14 protein-coding genes and 1 rRNA gene are annotated in these 15118 nt (G+C 67.1%); 6 read left to right on the top strand and 9 right to left on the bottom strand.

Translation table 11 applies throughout. The features are described 5' to 3' along the window. Positions 1 to 11: 11 nt before the first annotated feature. Both gluQRS and dksA read right to left on the bottom strand, forming a co-directional pair. Complete coding sequence (gene gluQRS / locus QLQ86_RS05495; protein WP_282816169.1) at positions 12 to 905, bottom strand: tRNA glutamyl-Q(34) synthetase GluQRS; 894 nt, start codon at positions 903 to 905, stop codon at positions 12 to 14. A gap of 90 nt (positions 906 to 995) precedes the next feature. After that, positions 996 to 1433: an RNA polymerase-binding protein DksA gene (dksA, locus tag QLQ86_RS05490; protein WP_106232261.1), complete on the bottom strand. Its 438-nt coding sequence runs from the start codon at positions 1431 to 1433 to the stop codon at positions 996 to 998. Positions 1434 to 1652: 219 nt separating this feature from the next. Between dksA and QLQ86_RS05485 the strand changes: the two genes are divergently transcribed. Next, the gene (locus tag QLQ86_RS05485) at positions 1653 to 2813 is read left to right on the top strand and encodes an aminotransferase class I/II-fold pyridoxal phosphate-dependent enzyme (protein ID WP_282816168.1); all 1161 of its coding nucleotides are present in this window, start codon (positions 1653 to 1655) and stop codon (positions 2811 to 2813) included. Then, on the top strand, positions 2813 to 3571 hold the full coding sequence (gene sfsA / locus QLQ86_RS05480; protein ID WP_282816194.1) for a DNA/RNA nuclease SfsA: 759 nt from the start codon (positions 2813 to 2815) through the stop codon (positions 3569 to 3571). The genes QLQ86_RS05485 and sfsA overlap by 1 nt, the downstream gene beginning before the upstream one ends. Before the next feature lie 18 nt (positions 3572 to 3589). Here sfsA and QLQ86_RS05475 read toward each other — a convergent pair whose 3' ends face one another. The 6 genes from QLQ86_RS05475 to QLQ86_RS05450 all read right to left on the bottom strand — a co-directional run bounded on the left by QLQ86_RS05475 (position 3590) and on the right by QLQ86_RS05450 (position 8132). Next, positions 3590 to 4042, bottom strand: a complete 453-nt coding sequence (locus QLQ86_RS05475; protein ID WP_282736809.1) for a DUF4426 domain-containing protein — start codon at positions 4040 to 4042, stop codon at positions 3590 to 3592. A 44-nt stretch (positions 4043 to 4086) separates the two neighbouring features. Beyond that, positions 4087 to 4686 (bottom strand): methionine biosynthesis protein MetW, encoded by a 600-nt coding sequence (metW, locus tag QLQ86_RS05470; protein ID WP_133637685.1) that lies wholly within the window; start codon positions 4684 to 4686, stop codon positions 4087 to 4089. Then, positions 4686 to 5843, bottom strand: coding sequence for a homoserine O-succinyltransferase MetX (gene metX, locus QLQ86_RS05465; protein WP_282816167.1), 1158 nt, complete (start codon positions 5841 to 5843; stop codon positions 4686 to 4688). The genes metW and metX overlap by 1 nt, the downstream gene beginning before the upstream one ends. Before the next feature lie 37 nt (positions 5844 to 5880). Further along, complete coding sequence (locus QLQ86_RS05460; protein ID WP_133637676.1) at positions 5881 to 6474, bottom strand: YggT family protein; 594 nt, start codon at positions 6472 to 6474, stop codon at positions 5881 to 5883. 63 nt (positions 6475 to 6537) lie between these two features. Continuing rightward, complete coding sequence (gene proC, locus QLQ86_RS05455) at positions 6538 to 7362, bottom strand: pyrroline-5-carboxylate reductase (protein WP_282816166.1); 825 nt, start codon at positions 7360 to 7362, stop codon at positions 6538 to 6540. 62 nt (positions 7363 to 7424) lie between these two features. Continuing rightward, the gene (locus QLQ86_RS05450) at positions 7425 to 8132 is read right to left on the bottom strand and encodes a YggS family pyridoxal phosphate-dependent enzyme (RefSeq protein ID WP_282736806.1); all 708 of its coding nucleotides are present in this window, start codon (positions 8130 to 8132) and stop codon (positions 7425 to 7427) included. 63 nt (positions 8133 to 8195) lie between these two features. Between QLQ86_RS05450 and QLQ86_RS05445 the strand changes: the two genes are divergently transcribed. Both QLQ86_RS05445 and QLQ86_RS05440 read left to right on the top strand, forming a co-directional pair. Further along, positions 8196 to 9230, top strand: a complete 1035-nt coding sequence (locus QLQ86_RS05445; RefSeq protein ID WP_106232253.1) for a type IV pilus twitching motility protein PilT — start codon at positions 8196 to 8198, stop codon at positions 9228 to 9230. 31 nt (positions 9231 to 9261) lie between these two features. After that, on the top strand, positions 9262 to 10404 hold the full coding sequence (locus tag QLQ86_RS05440) for a PilT/PilU family type 4a pilus ATPase (protein WP_282816165.1): 1143 nt from the start codon (positions 9262 to 9264) through the stop codon (positions 10402 to 10404). Between the two features lie 13 nt (positions 10405 to 10417). On the opposite strand, the gene QLQ86_RS05435 is transcribed toward QLQ86_RS05440, so the two are convergent. Then, on the bottom strand, positions 10418 to 11548 hold the full coding sequence (locus QLQ86_RS05435; protein WP_282816164.1) for an anhydro-N-acetylmuramic acid kinase: 1131 nt from the start codon (positions 11546 to 11548) through the stop codon (positions 10418 to 10420). A gap of 113 nt (positions 11549 to 11661) precedes the next feature. On the opposite strand from QLQ86_RS05435, the gene tyrS reads away from it, so the two are divergent. Continuing rightward, positions 11662 to 12861 (top strand): tyrosine--tRNA ligase, encoded by a 1200-nt coding sequence (gene tyrS, locus QLQ86_RS05430; protein WP_282736803.1) that lies wholly within the window; start codon positions 11662 to 11664, stop codon positions 12859 to 12861. A gap of 647 nt (positions 12862 to 13508) precedes the next feature. Beyond that, positions 13509 to 15044 (top strand): 16S ribosomal RNA (locus tag QLQ86_RS05425). The last annotated feature ends 74 nt before the right edge of the window (positions 15045 to 15118 follow it).

Raw genomic sequence — 15118 nt, 5'->3', positions numbered from 1 at the left:
GCGGGCTCCTCTCAGGGTGTGACGGTGCCGGCCTGTCGGTGGGCCTCGGCGCGCAGCCGGGCGACCTCCCAGTGAGCGACGGCCCAGCGCAGCTGCTCCGCCACCGGCGCCGTGGCAAGCTCCCGTGGCGGGGCCTGGTCCAGTGCCGCCAGTGCCGCGTGCAGCAGCGGGCGCACGGCATCGTCCTGCTTCGGGAGGGCCGGCGCCAGGTTCTGCTTGGAGAGCTTCTGGCCGTCCTCGCCGATGATCAGCGGCAGGTGCAGGTAGCGCGGTTCGGGGACGCCCAGGGCGTGCTGCAGCTGGCGCTGCCAGGGGGTATTGTCGAGCAGGTCGAAGCCGCGCACCACGTCGCTGATGCCCTGGTCGGCGTCGTCGACCACCACGGCGAGCTGGTAGGCCCAGAGGCCGTCCTTGCGCTGGAGCACCACGTCGCCGAGCTCGGCCGGGTCGAAGCGCTGCTCGCCGAACAGCCGGTCCTGCCAGACCACCGGGCGCAGGCCCAGGTCGCTGCGCAGTCGCCAGGCCACCGGCTTGCCGGGTTCGCGCACCCCGTCTCGGCACCAGCCGGGGTAGATGGAATGGTCGCGCCACTGCCGGCGCGAGCAGGTGCAGGGGTAGGCGAGCCCCAGGCCCTTGAGCCGCTCCAGCGCGGCGGCATAGGCGTCGCTGCGGTCATGCTGCCAGCTGACCGGGCCATCCCAGTGCAGGCCGAAGGCCTCGAGCTGGCGCAGGATGGTGTCGGCGGCCCCCGCGGGGCAGCGCGGTGGGTCGATGTCCTCGATGCGCAGCCGCCACTCGCCGCCCGCCCGGCGGGCATCCAGGAAGCTGGCCAGGGCCGCCACCAGGGAGCCGAAGTGCAGGGGCCCCGAGGGAGTCGGCGCGAAGCGGCCACGGTAGGCGCTCACAGGTGCCCCCTGTCGCGCCGGGCCGACATGCAAACGGGCACCCTGGGGTGCCCGTCGTGGGGTGGGATCGCGGAGACCGGCATGGCTGGCTCAGCCGCCCAGCTGCTTTTCCTTGAGCTCGGCCAGGGTCTTGCAGTCCACGCACAGGGTGGCGGTGGGCCGCGCCTCGAGCCGGCGGATACCGATCTCGACGCCGCAGGCCTCGCAGAAGCCGTAGTCGTCCTCGTCGATCTTCTCGAGGGTCTCGTTGATCTTCTTGAGCAGCTTGCGCTCGCGGTCGCGGGTACGCAGCTCCAGATTGAAGCCCTCTTCCTGGGTCGCGCGATCGGCGGGGTCGGCGTAGTTGTTCGCCTCCTCCTGCAGATGGCGGACGGTGCGGTCGACCTCTTCCATGAGCTCCTGTTTCCAGCCCAGCAGGATCTGTCGGAAGTGCTCCAGCTGCTTGTCGTTCATGTACTCTTCACCCGGCGCCGGCTCGTACGGGGTGAATTTCTTGGGAGCATCCATCTTCTTTTCTGCTACTGGCATGGGACTGCCTCGTTACTTGAGTGACTACTGATCAATACCCGCCGTGATGCATGGTATCTCACGCCAAAGGGGTGCTTGTTTAGCGTAAAAAGAGCGCCCGTGCAACCTCTTCCGCCGCCGGGACTGCGCCGGCACGCCAAAAGTCGTAAGATGCCGGTTTTGACCCCCGGCCGCGGTAAAGATGCCCGTCGTGCCGTGACGTGTCGAGAGGAGCCGTGCATGTCCTGGAATCCGCGCGTCGAGCGCATCGCCCCCTTCCGCGTGATGAGCCTGCTGGAGACGGCCCAGGCCCGCGAAGCCGCCGGGCACGATGTCATCCACCTGGAGGTCGGCGAGCCTGATTTCCCGACCCCCGCGCCGGTGGTCGAGGCCGGCCGTGCCGCGCTGTCGGCGGGCCATACCCGCTACACGCCGGCGGCGGGGCTGCCGGCACTGCGCGAGGCGATCGCCGGCCACTATGCCGAGCACTTCGGCGCCGCCGTCGACCCGAGGCGCATCCTGGTCACGCCGGGCGCCTCCGGCGCGCTGCTGCTGGCCAGCCAGCTGCTGGCCGGCCCGGGTGACCGGGTGCTGATGGCCGATCCCAACTACCCCTGCAATCGCCACTTCATGGCCCTGGCGGGCGCCGAGGTGGACGCCGTGCCGGTGGGGTCGGCCAGCGGCTGGCAGCTGGATGCCGGGCTCGTCGAGACCCACTGGCGCGACGATACCCGCCTGGCGATGCTTGCCACGCCCTCGAATCCCACCGGCCATATGCTCGCTGCCGGACAGCTCGCGGCCGTGGCCGAGACCGTGGCGGCGCGTGGCGGCCACCTGCTGGTGGACGAGATCTACCAGGGGCTCTGCTTTGATCTCGAACCGCTCTCGGTGGCCGCGATCACCGCGGACGCCTTCGTGGTCAACAGCTTCTCCAAGTACTTCGGCATGACCGGCTGGCGCCTGGGCTGGCTGCTGGCGCCCGAGGCGGCGGTGGAGCCGCTCGCCCGGCTGGCCCAGAACGTCTTCCTGGCCGCCTCCACCCCGGCCCAGCATGCGGCACTGGCCGCCTTCACCCCCGAGTGCCGCGGCATTCTCGAGGCCCGGCGCAGCGAACTCGGGCGTCGCCGCGATGCCCTGCTGGCGGGGCTCGCCCGCCTGGGGCTGGCGCCGTCGCTGCCGCCCCAGGGGGCCTTCTACCTGTGGCTCGACATCTCGCGCTACAGCGACGACAGCGAGGCCTTCTGCCGGGCGCTGCTCGAGGAGGAGAACGTCGCCATTACCCCGGGCACCGACTTCGCCCTGCGCGGCGGTGAGCACCATGTGCGGATCGCCTTCACCACCGGCGAGGCGCGACTGGAGGAGGCCGTGTGCCGCCTCGAGCGCTTCCTGGCGCGTCGCTGATGGAGTATCCGGCCCTGGTCCCCGGGACCCTGCTGCGTCGCTACAAGCGCTTCCTGGCCGACGTGCGACTCGATGACGGCCGCGAGGTGGTGGCCCACTGCCCCAATACCGGCTCGATGCGGGCGGTGAACGTGCCGGGGTGCCGGGTCTGGCTATCGCCCAGCGACAAACCGGCCCGCAAGCTGGCCTGGACCTGGGAGCTGATCGAGCTGCCGCAGCCCGACGGCACCTCGGCGGCGGCCTCGGTGCATACCGGGCGGGCCAACCGCGTCGTCGAGGAGGCGTTGCGTTCGGGACGGATAGAGGAGCTGGCCGGCCATGCGGCGATCCGGCGCGAGGCCACGGTGGCGGGGTCGAGACTCGATTTTCGCCTCGACGACCCCGAGCGCGGCAGCACCTTCGTCGAGGTCAAGCAGGTGACCCTCAGGGAGGCCGATGGCCATGGCTACTTCCCCGACGCGGTGAGCGTGCGGGGCCGAAAGCACCTGGAGGCGCTGGCCGCCCTCGCGGCACAGGGTCACCGCGCCGTGCTGCTCTTCTGCGTGGCCCACGAGAGCATCGAGGACGTGGCCCCCGCGTCCCACCTGGACCCGGCCTATGCCGCGAGCCTGCGCGAGGTGGCGGGCCTTGGCGTGGAGGTGATGGCGCGGCGCTGCGAGGTGATCCGTGAGGCAGGCGTGCCGGTGGCGATCCGCCTGGGGCGCCGGCTGCCGGTCTCACTCTCTCGCGAGCTCGACCCGGCCATGGTCGTCGATTGAGCCGCGAGGCAGTCGGGTTCAGCGGTCGATATAGAAGCGCTGGATGAAGCTGACCTCGGCGGGCGCGGCATTGCGGTCGTAGCGCACGCGCAGGTCGAAGCGCATCGGCTCGTCCGCGTGGATGCGGAAGACCGCCACCTGGGACGGCGTGTCGCCGATGCGCAGGCTGCGAAACGCCAGCGGCGTGGCGTCGCTCCCCTCGAGCCCACCGATGCGACCGTCGACCGAGGCCATGACCGGACGGGTCGAGCCATCCTCGAGCTCTTCCATCACGCTGACGTTGAGCAGGGCCATCACCTGGCTGCGCTGGATGCCATGCTCTCGCGCTACCTCTTCGGGGAGGAAGCTGGTGTTCACGGCGCTGTAGTGGATCTGGTAGTCCCCCACCTGTTCGTACTGCTGGGCCAGGGCCGGCAGGGCCAGCAGCAGCGCCAGGCCCATGGCCAGGGCCGCCAGGCTGTTTCGGATCATCGTCGGTTCTCCCTCCTCCGGTATCTTGCCTGCGCCACCCGGCGTCACGCCCTGCGGCGGGCGACCCGGAAGATGGCGATCTCGCCGAACAGGTTGGGCCACCACCGCGAGGTCCAGTGGCCCTCGTGGTCGCCGATGCCCACCGCCCGGTCAACAATGCTCAGACCCTTGTCGCGGCACAGGCGTTCAAAGTCGTTGAAGGTCGAGAGGTGGATGTTGGGGGTGTCGTACCAGGCATGGGGCAGCGACCGGGACACCGGCATGTAGCCCTTGAAGCCCAGGTAGGCGCGGTGGCGCCAGTAGGCGAAGTTGGGAAAGGTGATGATGCACTCCCCGGCGACGCGCAGCATCTCGTCGAGCATCAGGTCCGGGCGGCGCAGGGCCTGAAGCGCCTGGGTCATCACGACCAGGTCGCAGGCGTCATCCTCGAAGTTGGCGAGCCCCTCGTCGAGGTTCTGCTCGATGACGTTGACGCCCTTGGCCAGGCAGGCGGTGATGCCGTCGGGGTCGATCTCCAGGCCATAGCCCGTGACCTGCTTGTCGCGGGCCAGCGCCGCCAGCAGCGTGCCCTCGCCGCAGCCCAGGTCGAGCACCCTCGCACCCCGCGGGACCCAGTCGTGAATCAGCTTGAGATCGGCGCGCATCATGGGCGGTCCTCCAGGCCCTGGTCGCGGGCGACGCGGTTCATGAACGCGGCGAACACCGCCTGGTAACGCGGCTCGGGCATCAGGAAGGCGTCGTGGCCGTGCGGCGAATCGATGTTGGCGTAGCTGACGGACTTGTCGGCGCGGATCAGGGCGTTGACCAGCTCCTTGGAGCGTGATGGCGGGAAGCGCCAGTCGGTGGTGAAGCTGACCACCAGGAAGGGACAGGCGGCGGGTGCCAGGGCCCGGGCCAGGTCGCCGCCGTGGGCCGCGGCCGGGTCGAAGTAGTCCAGCGCCTTGGTCATCAGCAGGTAGGTGTTGGCATCGAAGGAGGTGGAGAAGGTGTCGCCCTGGTAGCGCAGGTAGGACTCCACCTGGAACTCCACGTCGTAGCCGAAGTTCAGGTCGTTGCTTCGCAGGTCGCGGCCGAACTTGCTGCCCATGGCATCTTCGGAGAGGTAGGTGATGTGGCCCACCATGCGGGCGAGCTTGAGGCCGCGTCGCGGCGCCGTCTCATGGTTGGCGTACCAGCCCTCAAAGAAGTCACGGTCGGAGCGGATCGCCTGGCGGGCCACCTCGTTGAAGGCGATGTTCTGTGCCGACAGCTTCGGCGTCGCCGCGATGACCACCGCATTGGCGATGCGCTCGGGGTAGGCGAGGGTCCACTGCAGTACCTGCATGCCTCCCAGGCTGCCGCCGATCACCGCGGCGAAGCGCTCGATGCCCAGCCGGTCGGCCAGCCGCGTCTGACTGTTTACCCAGTCTTCCACGGTCATGATCGGGAAGTCGGGCCCCCACTGTTGCCCTGTCGCCGGATTCTCGCTGGTGGGGCCGGTGCTGCCGTGGCAGCCGCCGAGGTTGTTCAGCGAGACCACGAAGAAGCGCTCGGTGTCGATCGACTTGCCGGGGCCGATATGCGCATCCCACCAGCCCGGCTTGCGCTCGTCCGTCGCGTGGTAGCCGGCCGCATGGTGGTGGCCGGAGAGGGCATGGCAGATCAGGATGGCATTGGAGCGCTCGGCATTGAGGGTGCCGTAGGTCTCGTACACCAGGTCATAGGCCGGCAGCGTCCTGCCGCAGGCCAGGGCCAGGGGGTCGTCGAAGTGCGCCGTCTCGGGCGTCACCAGGCCGACCGAATCGCGGGGGAACTCGGGCATCAGTCGTGTCGTGTCCAGTCGTGGGTGTCGGCCGGCCTCACAGGCCGACCAGGGCACCGGCGATGCCGGCGGCACGGGTCAGCGAGCCCACCACGATACCATCGATCAGGCTGATGGCGATGAACACCACGATGGGCGAGAGGTCGATCATGCCCAGCGGCGGGATCACCTTGCGCACCGGCGCCATGATCGGCTCCACCAGCTGCATCACCAGCAGGGCGCCAGGGTGACTGGCCTGGGGGGCCACCCAGCTGAGGATGATCATCACGATCAGGGCGAAGAAGTAGATCTTGAGGATGGCGTTGGCGATGGCGGCCACGGAGCCGATCGCCACGCCGGCGATGGGTGCCATGCCGAAGCCGGCGATCTGCAGGATCACGATGATGGCGACCGCCTTGATGACGAAGGCCGTGGCCAGGGTGGCCAGGTCGAAACGCCCCATCACCGGCCCCAGGAAGCCCTGGAAGGGGCGTACCGCCGGCTGGGTGACCTTCACCACCGACTGGCTGATGGGGTTGTAGTAGTCGGCCCGAGATGCCTGCAGCAGGAAGCGCAGCATCAGCAGGAAGATGTAGATGTTGATCAGGGTGTTCACCAGCAGCAGGCCGGCGCTTCCCAGTTGACTGCCCATCGGGGCTCCTCCATGTCCTTGAAACGTCGTCGTGTCAGCCCGCGTGCCTGCCGGGCTGCCGGGTCAGCGCTTGCCGAGCTCGTCGGCCATCTCGCGGGCGCGGTCGGCGCAGGCGGTCATCGCCTCGGCCATGATACGGCGCAGGCCGGCCTCCTCGAGGTGCTCGATGGCCCGCTCGGTGGTGCCGCCGGGCGACATCACGTTGCGCTTGAGTTCGGCGGGGGGCTTGTCGCTCGCGAGCGCCATCTTCGCCGCGCCCAGGGCGGTCTGCATGGCCAGCCGCCGGGCGGTGTCGGCGGGCAGGCCCAGCGTCATGCCGGCTTCCTCCATGGCCTCGAACATCAGGAAGAAATAGGCTGGGGCGCTGCCCGAGACGGCGGTGACCGCATCGAGCAGGGCCTCGTCGTCGACCCACTCCACCAGACCCACGGCCTCCATCAGCTCGGTGGCGAGCCGGCGCTGGGCATCGTCGACGTGGGCATTGGCGAAGAGCCCGGCGGCCCCGGCACCGACCAGCGCGGGGGTGTTGGGCATGCAGCGCACCACCGGCAGGTCGCCGCCCAGCCAGTGTTCCAGGGTCTCGGCGGGCAGGCCCGCCGCCACCGAGACGATCAGCGGCCGGCGCGTCTGGACGGCGTCGCGCATCTTCTCGCAGACCTCGCGCATGATCTGCGGCTTTACCGCCAGCACCACCACGTCGGACTCGGCGACCGCCGCGGCATTGTCGGTCGCGGTCTGGATGCCCAGCCGTTGGCGCAGCGGGGCGAGGATATCGTCGCTGGGGGAGGTGGCCGTGATGTCGTCGGGCGAGAAGCCGCTCTCGATCATCCCGCCGATGATGGCGCCGGCCATGTTGCCGGCGCCGATGAAGGTGACTCTGCTGGCCATGGGATCTGTCCTGTGTCGGTCGACGAATGTGGCCGGCGTGGTTCTCCGGCGTCTGGTGGTTGTCAATCTCGTGCGGTTCGCTCCCCGAAGATCGCGGTGCCCAGGCGGACCAGGGTGGCCCCCTCGAGAACGGCGGCTTCCAGGTCGGCGGACATGCCCATCGAGAGGGTGTCCAGGGGCGCCTCGGGAAGGCGCTCGTGCAGGTCCTCGAGGGCCTCACGCAGGCGGGCGAAGGGCGCTCGCTGGGCATTCAGCCCCTCGGCCGGCGCGGGAATCGCCATCAGCCCGCGCAGGCGCAGGTGCGGCATCGCCTGGACTGCCTCGGCCAGGGCCGGCAGTGCCTCGAGCGAGACGCCGGACTTGCTCGCCTCGTCGCTGATGTTGACCTGCAGGCAGACGTCCAGCGGGCCGAGCGCCTCGGGGCGTTGATCATTCAGACGCCGGGCGATCTTCTCACGGTCTACGCTATGCACCCAGGCAAAGTGCTCGGCCACGTCGCGGGTCTTGTTGGATTGCAGCGGACCGATGAAATGCCAGACGATGGGGTCCAGGTCCGCCAGCTCGGCCTGCTTGTCCAGGGCTTCCTGGACATAGTTCTCGCCGAACTCGCGCTGGCCCAGGTGCCAGGCCTCGCGGATCATGGCGGCGGGCTTGGTCTTGCTGACGGCCAGCAGCCGGGCGGCATCGGCGGGTCGGCCGGCGGCATCCAGCGCGTCGGCAAGCCGGGTGCGGGCGGCGGCCAGGGACTCGGAAAGTACCAGGTCCGTCATGTCTGAGTGTCTGTCATACTGGTCATACTGAAGGGAACCTTATCCCGGGAGCAGGGGAAACGCATGGATATTACCGAACTGCTGGCATTCTCGGCAAAACAGAACGCCTCGGACCTCCACCTCTCGGCGGGCCTGCCGCCGATGATCCGCGTCGATGGCGACATCCGCCGGCTCAACGTGCCGGCCATGGAGGACCGCGAGGTCCGCAAGCTGATCTACGACATCATGGCGGACCGTCAGCGCCGCGACTACGAGGAGTTCTTCGAGACCGACTTTTCCTTCGAGGTGCCGGGCGTCTCGCGCTTCCGTGTCAACGTCTTCAACCAGGCCCGCGGCGCCGGGGCGGTGTTCCGTACCATCCCCACCGAGGTGCTGACCCTGGAGGACCTGGGCATGGGCCCGGTCTTCCGTCAGCTCTCCATGCTGCCCCGCGGCCTGGTGCTGGTCACCGGCCCCACCGGCTCGGGCAAGAGCACCACGCTGGCGGCGATGATCGACTACATCAACGACAATCGCTTCGAGCACATCCTCACCATCGAGGACCCGGTGGAGTTCGTGCACCGCAGCAAGCGCTGCCTGGTCAACCAGCGCGAGGTGCACCGCGATACCCATGGCTTCGCCCCGGCACTGCGCAGTGCCCTGCGCGAGGACCCGGACATCATCCTGGTCGGCGAGCTGCGTGACCTGGAGACGATCCGGCTGGCCCTCACCGCGGCCGAGACCGGCCACCTGGTGTTCGGTACCCTGCATACCACCTCCGCGGCCAAGACCATCGACCGGATCATCGACGTCTTTCCCGGCGAGGAGAAGTCCATGGTGCGCTCGATGCTCTCCGAGTCATTGCAGGCGGTGATCTCCCAGGCCCTGCTCAAGCGCCAGGGCGGCGGCCGGGTGGCGGCCCACGAGATCCTCGTGGCCACCGCGGCGGTGCGTAACCTGATCCGCGAGGACAAGGTGGCGCAGATCTACTCGGCGATCCAGACCGGCGGCAACCTGGGCATGCAGACCCTGGACGCCTCGCTGGCGCGCCTGGTGGCGGACAACATGGTGGCGCGCGAGGAGGCCCAGGCGAAGGCCAAGGGCGTGCTGGCGAGCTGAGGACGCGACAACGATAACAAGGAGCAGGGACATGACGGCAAAAGAGTGGCTCTACCAGCTGCTGGACATCATGGTGCAGAAGGAGGCGTCGGATCTGCTGATCTCGGTGAACGCGCCGCCGACCCTGAAGATGGCCGGCCAGCTTACCCCCCTGGGCGACCAGGGGCTCAGCGTGGCGCAGGTCACCGAACTGGTCGGTGCCTCGATCCCCGATGCGGTGCTGGAACGCTTCCGCGTCGAGCACGAGGCCAACTTCGCGCTGAGCCTCAAGGACAAGGGGCGCTTTCGCGTCAGTGCCTTCCAGCAGCGCAACCAGATGGCCATGGTGATCCGGCGCATCGGTTTCGAGATTCCCCACCTGGAGGAGCTGTCGCTACCCTCCACGCTCGGCGAGCTGGCCAACAACAAGCGCGGCCTGGTGTTCGTGGTCGGGGGGACGGGAACCGGCAAGTCGACCACCCTGGCGTCGATGATCCAGCAGCGCAACGAGACCCTCGGCGGGCACATCATCAGCGTCGAGGATCCCATCGAGTACGTGCATCCGCACCGCAAGGCGATCATCAACCAGCGCGAGGTCGGCATCGACACCGAATCCTTCGAGGTGGCGCTGAAGAACACCCTGCGCCAGGCACCGGACGTGATCCTGATCGGCGAGGTGCGTACCCGGGAGACCATGGAGCATGCCCTGACCTTCGCCGAGACCGGCCACCTCTGCCTGGCCACCCTGCACGCCAACAACGCCAACCAGGCCCTGGACCGGATCATCAACTTCTTTCCCATCGAGCGACACTCCCAGGTGTGGCTCGACCTCTCGCTCAACCTTCGCGCCATTGTCGCCCAGCAGCTGCTGCCCACGGTGGACGGCGGGCGCTGCCCGGCCATCGAGATCATGCTCAAGTCGCCGCTGATCGGTGACCTGGTGCGCAAGGGGGAGGTCTCCGAGATCAAGAACGTCATGGCCCGCTCGCGGGACCTCGGCATGCAGACCTTCGACCAGGCGCTCTTCGATCTCTTCAAGGCCGGCAAGATCACCGAGGAGGTGGCGCTGGTGCACGCCGATTCGGCCAATGACCTGCGCATGATGATCAAGTACGGCGACGAGAGCAGTGAGGGCGTGGCCGGGGCCAGGGAGGCGGCCAGCCACCTGTCGCTGCGCGGCGAGGACGACTTTTAGGGCGCCCGGCGGATCAGGAGGCGTAGACCCCGCCCAGTACCCGGGGACCGGTGGCGCCGGTTACCGAGGGCAGGTTGCCGGGCAGCCCGGCGAGCCGCCGCCACGCCAGCCAGGCGAAGGCGCCGGCCTCGAGCCACTCGGCGGGCCAGCCCCAGTCCTCCCCGGGAAGCAGCGGCGTCTCGGGCAGCCGGCGGGCCAGGCGGGAGAGCAGGTCAGGGTTGCGGGCGCCGCCGCCGCAAGGCACCAGCACCGCGGCCGGCGGGGCGTCGAGACGCTCCCGGCCCATCTCCACGCCCAGGGCCACGCTGGCCGCGGTCAGCTCGGCCAGGGTGGCCTGGACGTCCTGCGGTGCCTCTCCACCCTGCAGGTGTCCCTGCAGCCAGTCCAGGTGGAAGAGCTCCCGGCCCGTGCTGCGTGGCGGTGGCAGGTGGAAAAAAGGCTCCGCCAGCAGGCGCTCCAGCAGCGCCTCGTCGACCCGTCCCGAGGCCCCCCAGGCGCCGCCGGCATCGAAGCGTCCCCCGCGGTGCCGGGCATGCCAGGCATCCAGCAGGGCATTGGCCGGGCCGGTGTCGAAGCCCAGCGGCGCGCGTTCGTCCTCGGCGGGCGGCAGCAGGGTCAGGTTGGCGAAGCCGCCGAGGTTGAGCACCAGGCGCCATTCGCCGGGTGCCCGGAACAGCGCCTCATGGAAGGCCGGGGCCAGGGGCGCGGCCTGGCCGCCGGCGGCCAGGTCGCGACGTCGGAAGTCGGCCACCACCGGGCGACCGGTGAGCTCGGCCAGCAGGCTCGGGTTGTCGAGCTGCAGCGTATAGGCCGGGCCGCCGTCATGGCCCCTTGGGGCGTGCTCGATGGTCTGGCCATGGCTGCCGATGGCCGAGATGGCCTCTCTCTCCACTCCACTCAAGGCGATCAGTGCCTCGACGGCCGCGGCCTGCAGGCGGCAGAAGGCGTCCTCGGCGGCCGCCAGTTCGGCAAAGGCCAGCCGATCGGCATGGCACAGCCGCCACAGCTGGTCGCGCAGTGTCTCGGGCATCGGCGTCTCATGGGTGGCGACCAGGCGGGGCGCGCCACCCTCCCGGATCTCGACGAGGGCGGCGTCGATGCCGTCGAGGCTGGTGCCTGACATCAGGCCGATGAAGAGGCTCATGGGGACTCCCGGGCGGGCTCAACCGTGGATGGCCGGACATGGTAACATCCCCGACCATTCGACTACCGAGTGCCCGCGGGGTCGCGGGCCGCCTGCTGAGTGGAGAGGAGACAATGACCGATGTTGCTGGCGCCCTGGCGCTGCTGAAGCGCGGCACCCACGAGATCCTGCTCGAGGAGGAGCTGGTCAAGAAGCTGGAGTCCGGGCGCACGTTGCGCATCAAGGCGGGCTTCGACCCCACCGCGCCGGACCTGCATCTGGGGCACAGCGTCCTGCTGACCAAGATGCGTCAGTTCCAGGACCTGGGCCACGAGGTCATCTTCCTGATCGGTGACTTTACCGGCCGCATTGGGGACCCCACCGGCAAGAACGTGACGCGCAAGCCACTCACCGAGGAAGAGGTCAAGGCCAACGCCCAGACCTACAAGGAGCAGGTGTTCAAGATCCTCGACCCCGAGAAGACCGAGGTGCGCTTCAATGCCGAGTGGTTCTCCGCCATGAGCGCGGCCGACATGATCGAGCTGGCCGGGCAGAGCACCGTGGCGCGCATGCTCGAGCGCGACGACTTCGACAAGCGCTACAGCGCGGGGCAGCCGATCTCCATCCACGAGTTCCTCTATCCCCTGGTGCAGGGCTACGACTCCGTGGCGCTCAAGGCCGACGTGGAGCTTGGCGGTACCGACCAGAAGTTCAACCTGCTGATGGGTCGCGAGGTTCAGAAGCACTTCGGCCAGGCGCCCCAGGTCGTGATCACCATGCCGCTGCTCGAGGGCCTGGACGGCGTGCAGAAGATGTCCAAGTCACTGGGCAACTATGTCGGGGTCGACGAGGCGCCGGGGGCGATGTTCAACAAGCTGGTCTCCATGCCCGACAGCCTGATGTGGCGCTACTTCGAGCTGCTCTCGCTCAAGCCCAACGAGGAGATCGAGGCGCTCAAGCGTGATGCCGAGGCCGGTGCCAATCCCCGTGACATCAAGATGATCCTCGCCCGGGAGCTGATCGCTCGCTATCACGGCGAGGAGGCGGCGGCCAACGCTCACCGCTCTGCCGGCAACCAGCTCGCCGAGGGGGAGTTGCCCGAGGACCTGCCCGAGGTCGAGGTCGACTTCGAGGGCAGCGCCCAGGCCCCCATCGCCGCGGTGCTGAACCGCTCGGGGCTGGCCAACAACAGCGCCCAGGCCAAGGACATGCTCGGCAACGGCCGGGTCAAGGTGGATGGCGACGTGGTCCAGCGCGACCACATGCTGGAGTGCGGGCGAAGCTATGTCATCCAGGCGGGCAAGAAACGCTATGCTCGAGTGACCATCGCCTGACAGCTGTCGGCAAGCCTGCCCACGACGCCCGCCCCGCGCGGGCGTTGTCGTCTCTGCCCGTGGGGCATTTCATCCACAGGCGGTCGGTGCGAAGGGGCTGTGGACGGCCTGGTCGTCACCGCTCGTTCACGCGCTGTTCATTGCCGTGACATTTTTCTTCCCGAGGGCCTTGCACGCCCTCGGGATAATCCGTAAAGTACGCATCCGCTGCCGGCGACGGGCACACGTTGCAGGCGGTAATGATTGGCACAAGTGGTTGTTTCTGTTTGGGTTTTTCGAAGCCCTCTCGAGAAAAACGAGATTGACAGAGCAGCCAGATGCAGTAGAATGCATCGCCACACCGACCGGCCAGTCGCCGGCTCGGATGATCGGAAGTCGCTGCTTCATCGCACGCTTCAGGGTCGCCGAGCAGGGCTTGACAGCAGCGGCCGAATCGGTAAAATATCGCTTCCTTGCAGCGGCGTCGCAACGGCCTTTGGGTCGCGACCAAAGCGAGATGCTCTTTAACAATCGATCAGGTAATTCATGTGGGCGCTTGTCGGGATGTCGGTGACCAGTCACTGCAACATTCAAGGCAAGCGACTCGTCAAATGAGACGTTTGAACCTTGAGCCAGGTTTGGTTCCACCTTAGGAACTATCAGACTTTAAACTGAAGAGTTTGATCATGGCTCAGATTGAACGCTGGCGGCAGGCCTAACACATGCAAGTCGAGCGGAAACGATGGAGCTTGCTCCAGGCGTCGAGCGGCGGACGGGTGAGTAATGCATAGGAATCTGCCCGGTAGTGGGGGATAACCTGGGGAAACCCAGGCTAATACCGCATACGTCCTACGGGAGAAAGCAGGGGATCTTCGGACCTTGCGCTATCGGATGAGCCTATGTCGGATTAGCTTGTTGGTGAGGTAATGGCTCACCAAGGCGACGATCCGTAGCTGGTCTGAGAGGATGATCAGCCACATCGGGACTGAGACACGGCCCGAACTCCTACGGGAGGCAGCAGTGGGGAATATTGGACAATGGGCGCAAGCCTGATCCAGCCATGCCGCGTGTGTGAAGAAGGCTTTCGGGTTGTAAAGCACTTTCAGTGAGGAAGAAGGCCTTGGGGCCAATACCCCCGAGGAAGGACATCACTCACAGAAGAAGCACCGGCTAACTCCGTGCCAGCAGCCGCGGTAATACGGAGGGTGCGAGCGTTAATCGGAATTACTGGGCGTAAAGCGCGCGTAGGTGGCTTGATAAGCCGGTTGTGAAAGCCCCGGGCTCAACCTGGGAACGGCATCCGGAACTGTCAGGCTAGAGTGCAGGAGAGGAAGGTAGAATTCCCGGTGTAGCGGTGAAATGCGTAGAGATCGGGAGGAATACCAGTGGCGAAGGCGGCCTTCTGGACTGACACTGACACTGAGGTGCGAAAGCGTGGGTAGCAAACAGGATTAGATACCCTGGTAGTCCACGCCGTAAACGATGTCGACTAGCCGTTGGGGTCCTAGAGACCTTTGTGGCGCAGTTAACGCGATAAGTCGACCGCCTGGGGAGTACGGCCGCAAGGTTAAAACTCAAATGAATTGACGGGGGCCCGCACAAGCGGTGGAGCATGTGGTTTAATTCGATGCAACGCGAAGAACCTTACCTACCCTTGACATCGTGCGAACTTTCCAGAGATGGATTGGTGCCTTCGGGAACGCACAGACAGGTGCTGCATGGCTGTCGTCAGCTCGTGTTGTGAAATGTTGGGTTAAGTCCCGTAACGAGCGCAACCCTTGTCCCTATTTGCCAGCGATTCGGTCGGGAACTCTAGGGAGACTGCCGGTGACAAACCGGAGGAAGGTGGGGACGACGTCAAGTCATCATGGCCCTTACGGGTAGGGCTACACACGTGCTACAATGGCCGGTACAAAGGGTTGCGAAGCCGCGAGGTGGAGCTAATCCCGAAAAGCCGGTCTCAGTCCGGATCGGAGTCTGCAACTCGACTCCGTGAAGTCGGAATCGCTAGTAATCGTGAATCAGAATGTCACGGTGAATACGTTCCCGGGCCTTGTACACACCGCCCGTCACACCATGGGAGTGGACTGCACCAGAAGTGGTTAGCCTAACTTCGGAGGGCGATCACCACGGTGTGGTTCATGACTGGGGTGAAGTCGTAACAAGGTAGCCGTAGGGGAACCTGCGGCTGGATCACCTCCTTAAACGACCAGTCCCGGCACCCGGCAAGTGTCCACAATGAATTACCTGATCGACCAGAGCAAAAGACTGTTTGGGT

This window comes from Halomonas rhizosphaerae (genome assembly GCF_030012485.1).
GTDB classification, from domain to species: domain Bacteria; phylum Pseudomonadota; class Gammaproteobacteria; order Pseudomonadales; family Halomonadaceae; genus Halomonas; species Halomonas rhizosphaerae.
This window is presented reverse-complemented; position numbering and strand designations above follow the sequence as displayed.

What these genes read in the sequence shown, in the direction of transcription:
- dksA (WP_106232261.1), bottom strand. Translation starts at nt 1,433, where the DNA reads ATGCCAGTAGCAGAAAAGAAGATGGATGCTCCCAAGAAATTCACCCCG.
- QLQ86_RS05435 (WP_282816164.1), bottom strand. Translation starts at nt 11,548, where the DNA reads ATGAGCCTCTTCATCGGCCTGATGTCAGGCACCAGCCTCGACGGCATC.
- proC (WP_282816166.1), bottom strand. Translation starts at nt 7,362, where the DNA reads ATGGCCAGCAGAGTCACCTTCATCGGCGCCGGCAACATGGCCGGCGCC.
- QLQ86_RS05475 (WP_282736809.1), bottom strand. Translation starts at nt 4,042, where the DNA reads ATGATCCGAAACAGCCTGGCGGCCCTGGCCATGGGCCTGGCGCTGCTG.
- QLQ86_RS05460 (WP_133637676.1), bottom strand. Translation starts at nt 6,474, where the DNA reads ATGGGCAGTCAACTGGGAAGCGCCGGCCTGCTGCTGGTGAACACCCTG.
- QLQ86_RS05485 (WP_282816168.1), top strand. Translation starts at nt 1,653, where the DNA reads ATGTCCTGGAATCCGCGCGTCGAGCGCATCGCCCCCTTCCGCGTGATG.
- QLQ86_RS05445 (WP_106232253.1), top strand. Translation starts at nt 8,196, where the DNA reads ATGGATATTACCGAACTGCTGGCATTCTCGGCAAAACAGAACGCCTCG.
- QLQ86_RS05450 (WP_282736806.1), bottom strand. Translation starts at nt 8,132, where the DNA reads ATGACGGACCTGGTACTTTCCGAGTCCCTGGCCGCCGCCCGCACCCGG.
- sfsA (WP_282816194.1), top strand. Translation starts at nt 2,813, where the DNA reads ATGGAGTATCCGGCCCTGGTCCCCGGGACCCTGCTGCGTCGCTACAAG.
- tyrS (WP_282736803.1), top strand. Translation starts at nt 11,662, where the DNA reads ATGACCGATGTTGCTGGCGCCCTGGCGCTGCTGAAGCGCGGCACCCAC.
- metW (WP_133637685.1), bottom strand. Translation starts at nt 4,686, where the DNA reads ATGCGCGCCGATCTCAAGCTGATTCACGACTGGGTCCCGCGGGGTGCG.
- QLQ86_RS05440 (WP_282816165.1), top strand. Translation starts at nt 9,262, where the DNA reads ATGACGGCAAAAGAGTGGCTCTACCAGCTGCTGGACATCATGGTGCAG.
- metX (WP_282816167.1), bottom strand. Translation starts at nt 5,843, where the DNA reads ATGCCCGAGTTCCCCCGCGATTCGGTCGGCCTGGTGACGCCCGAGACG.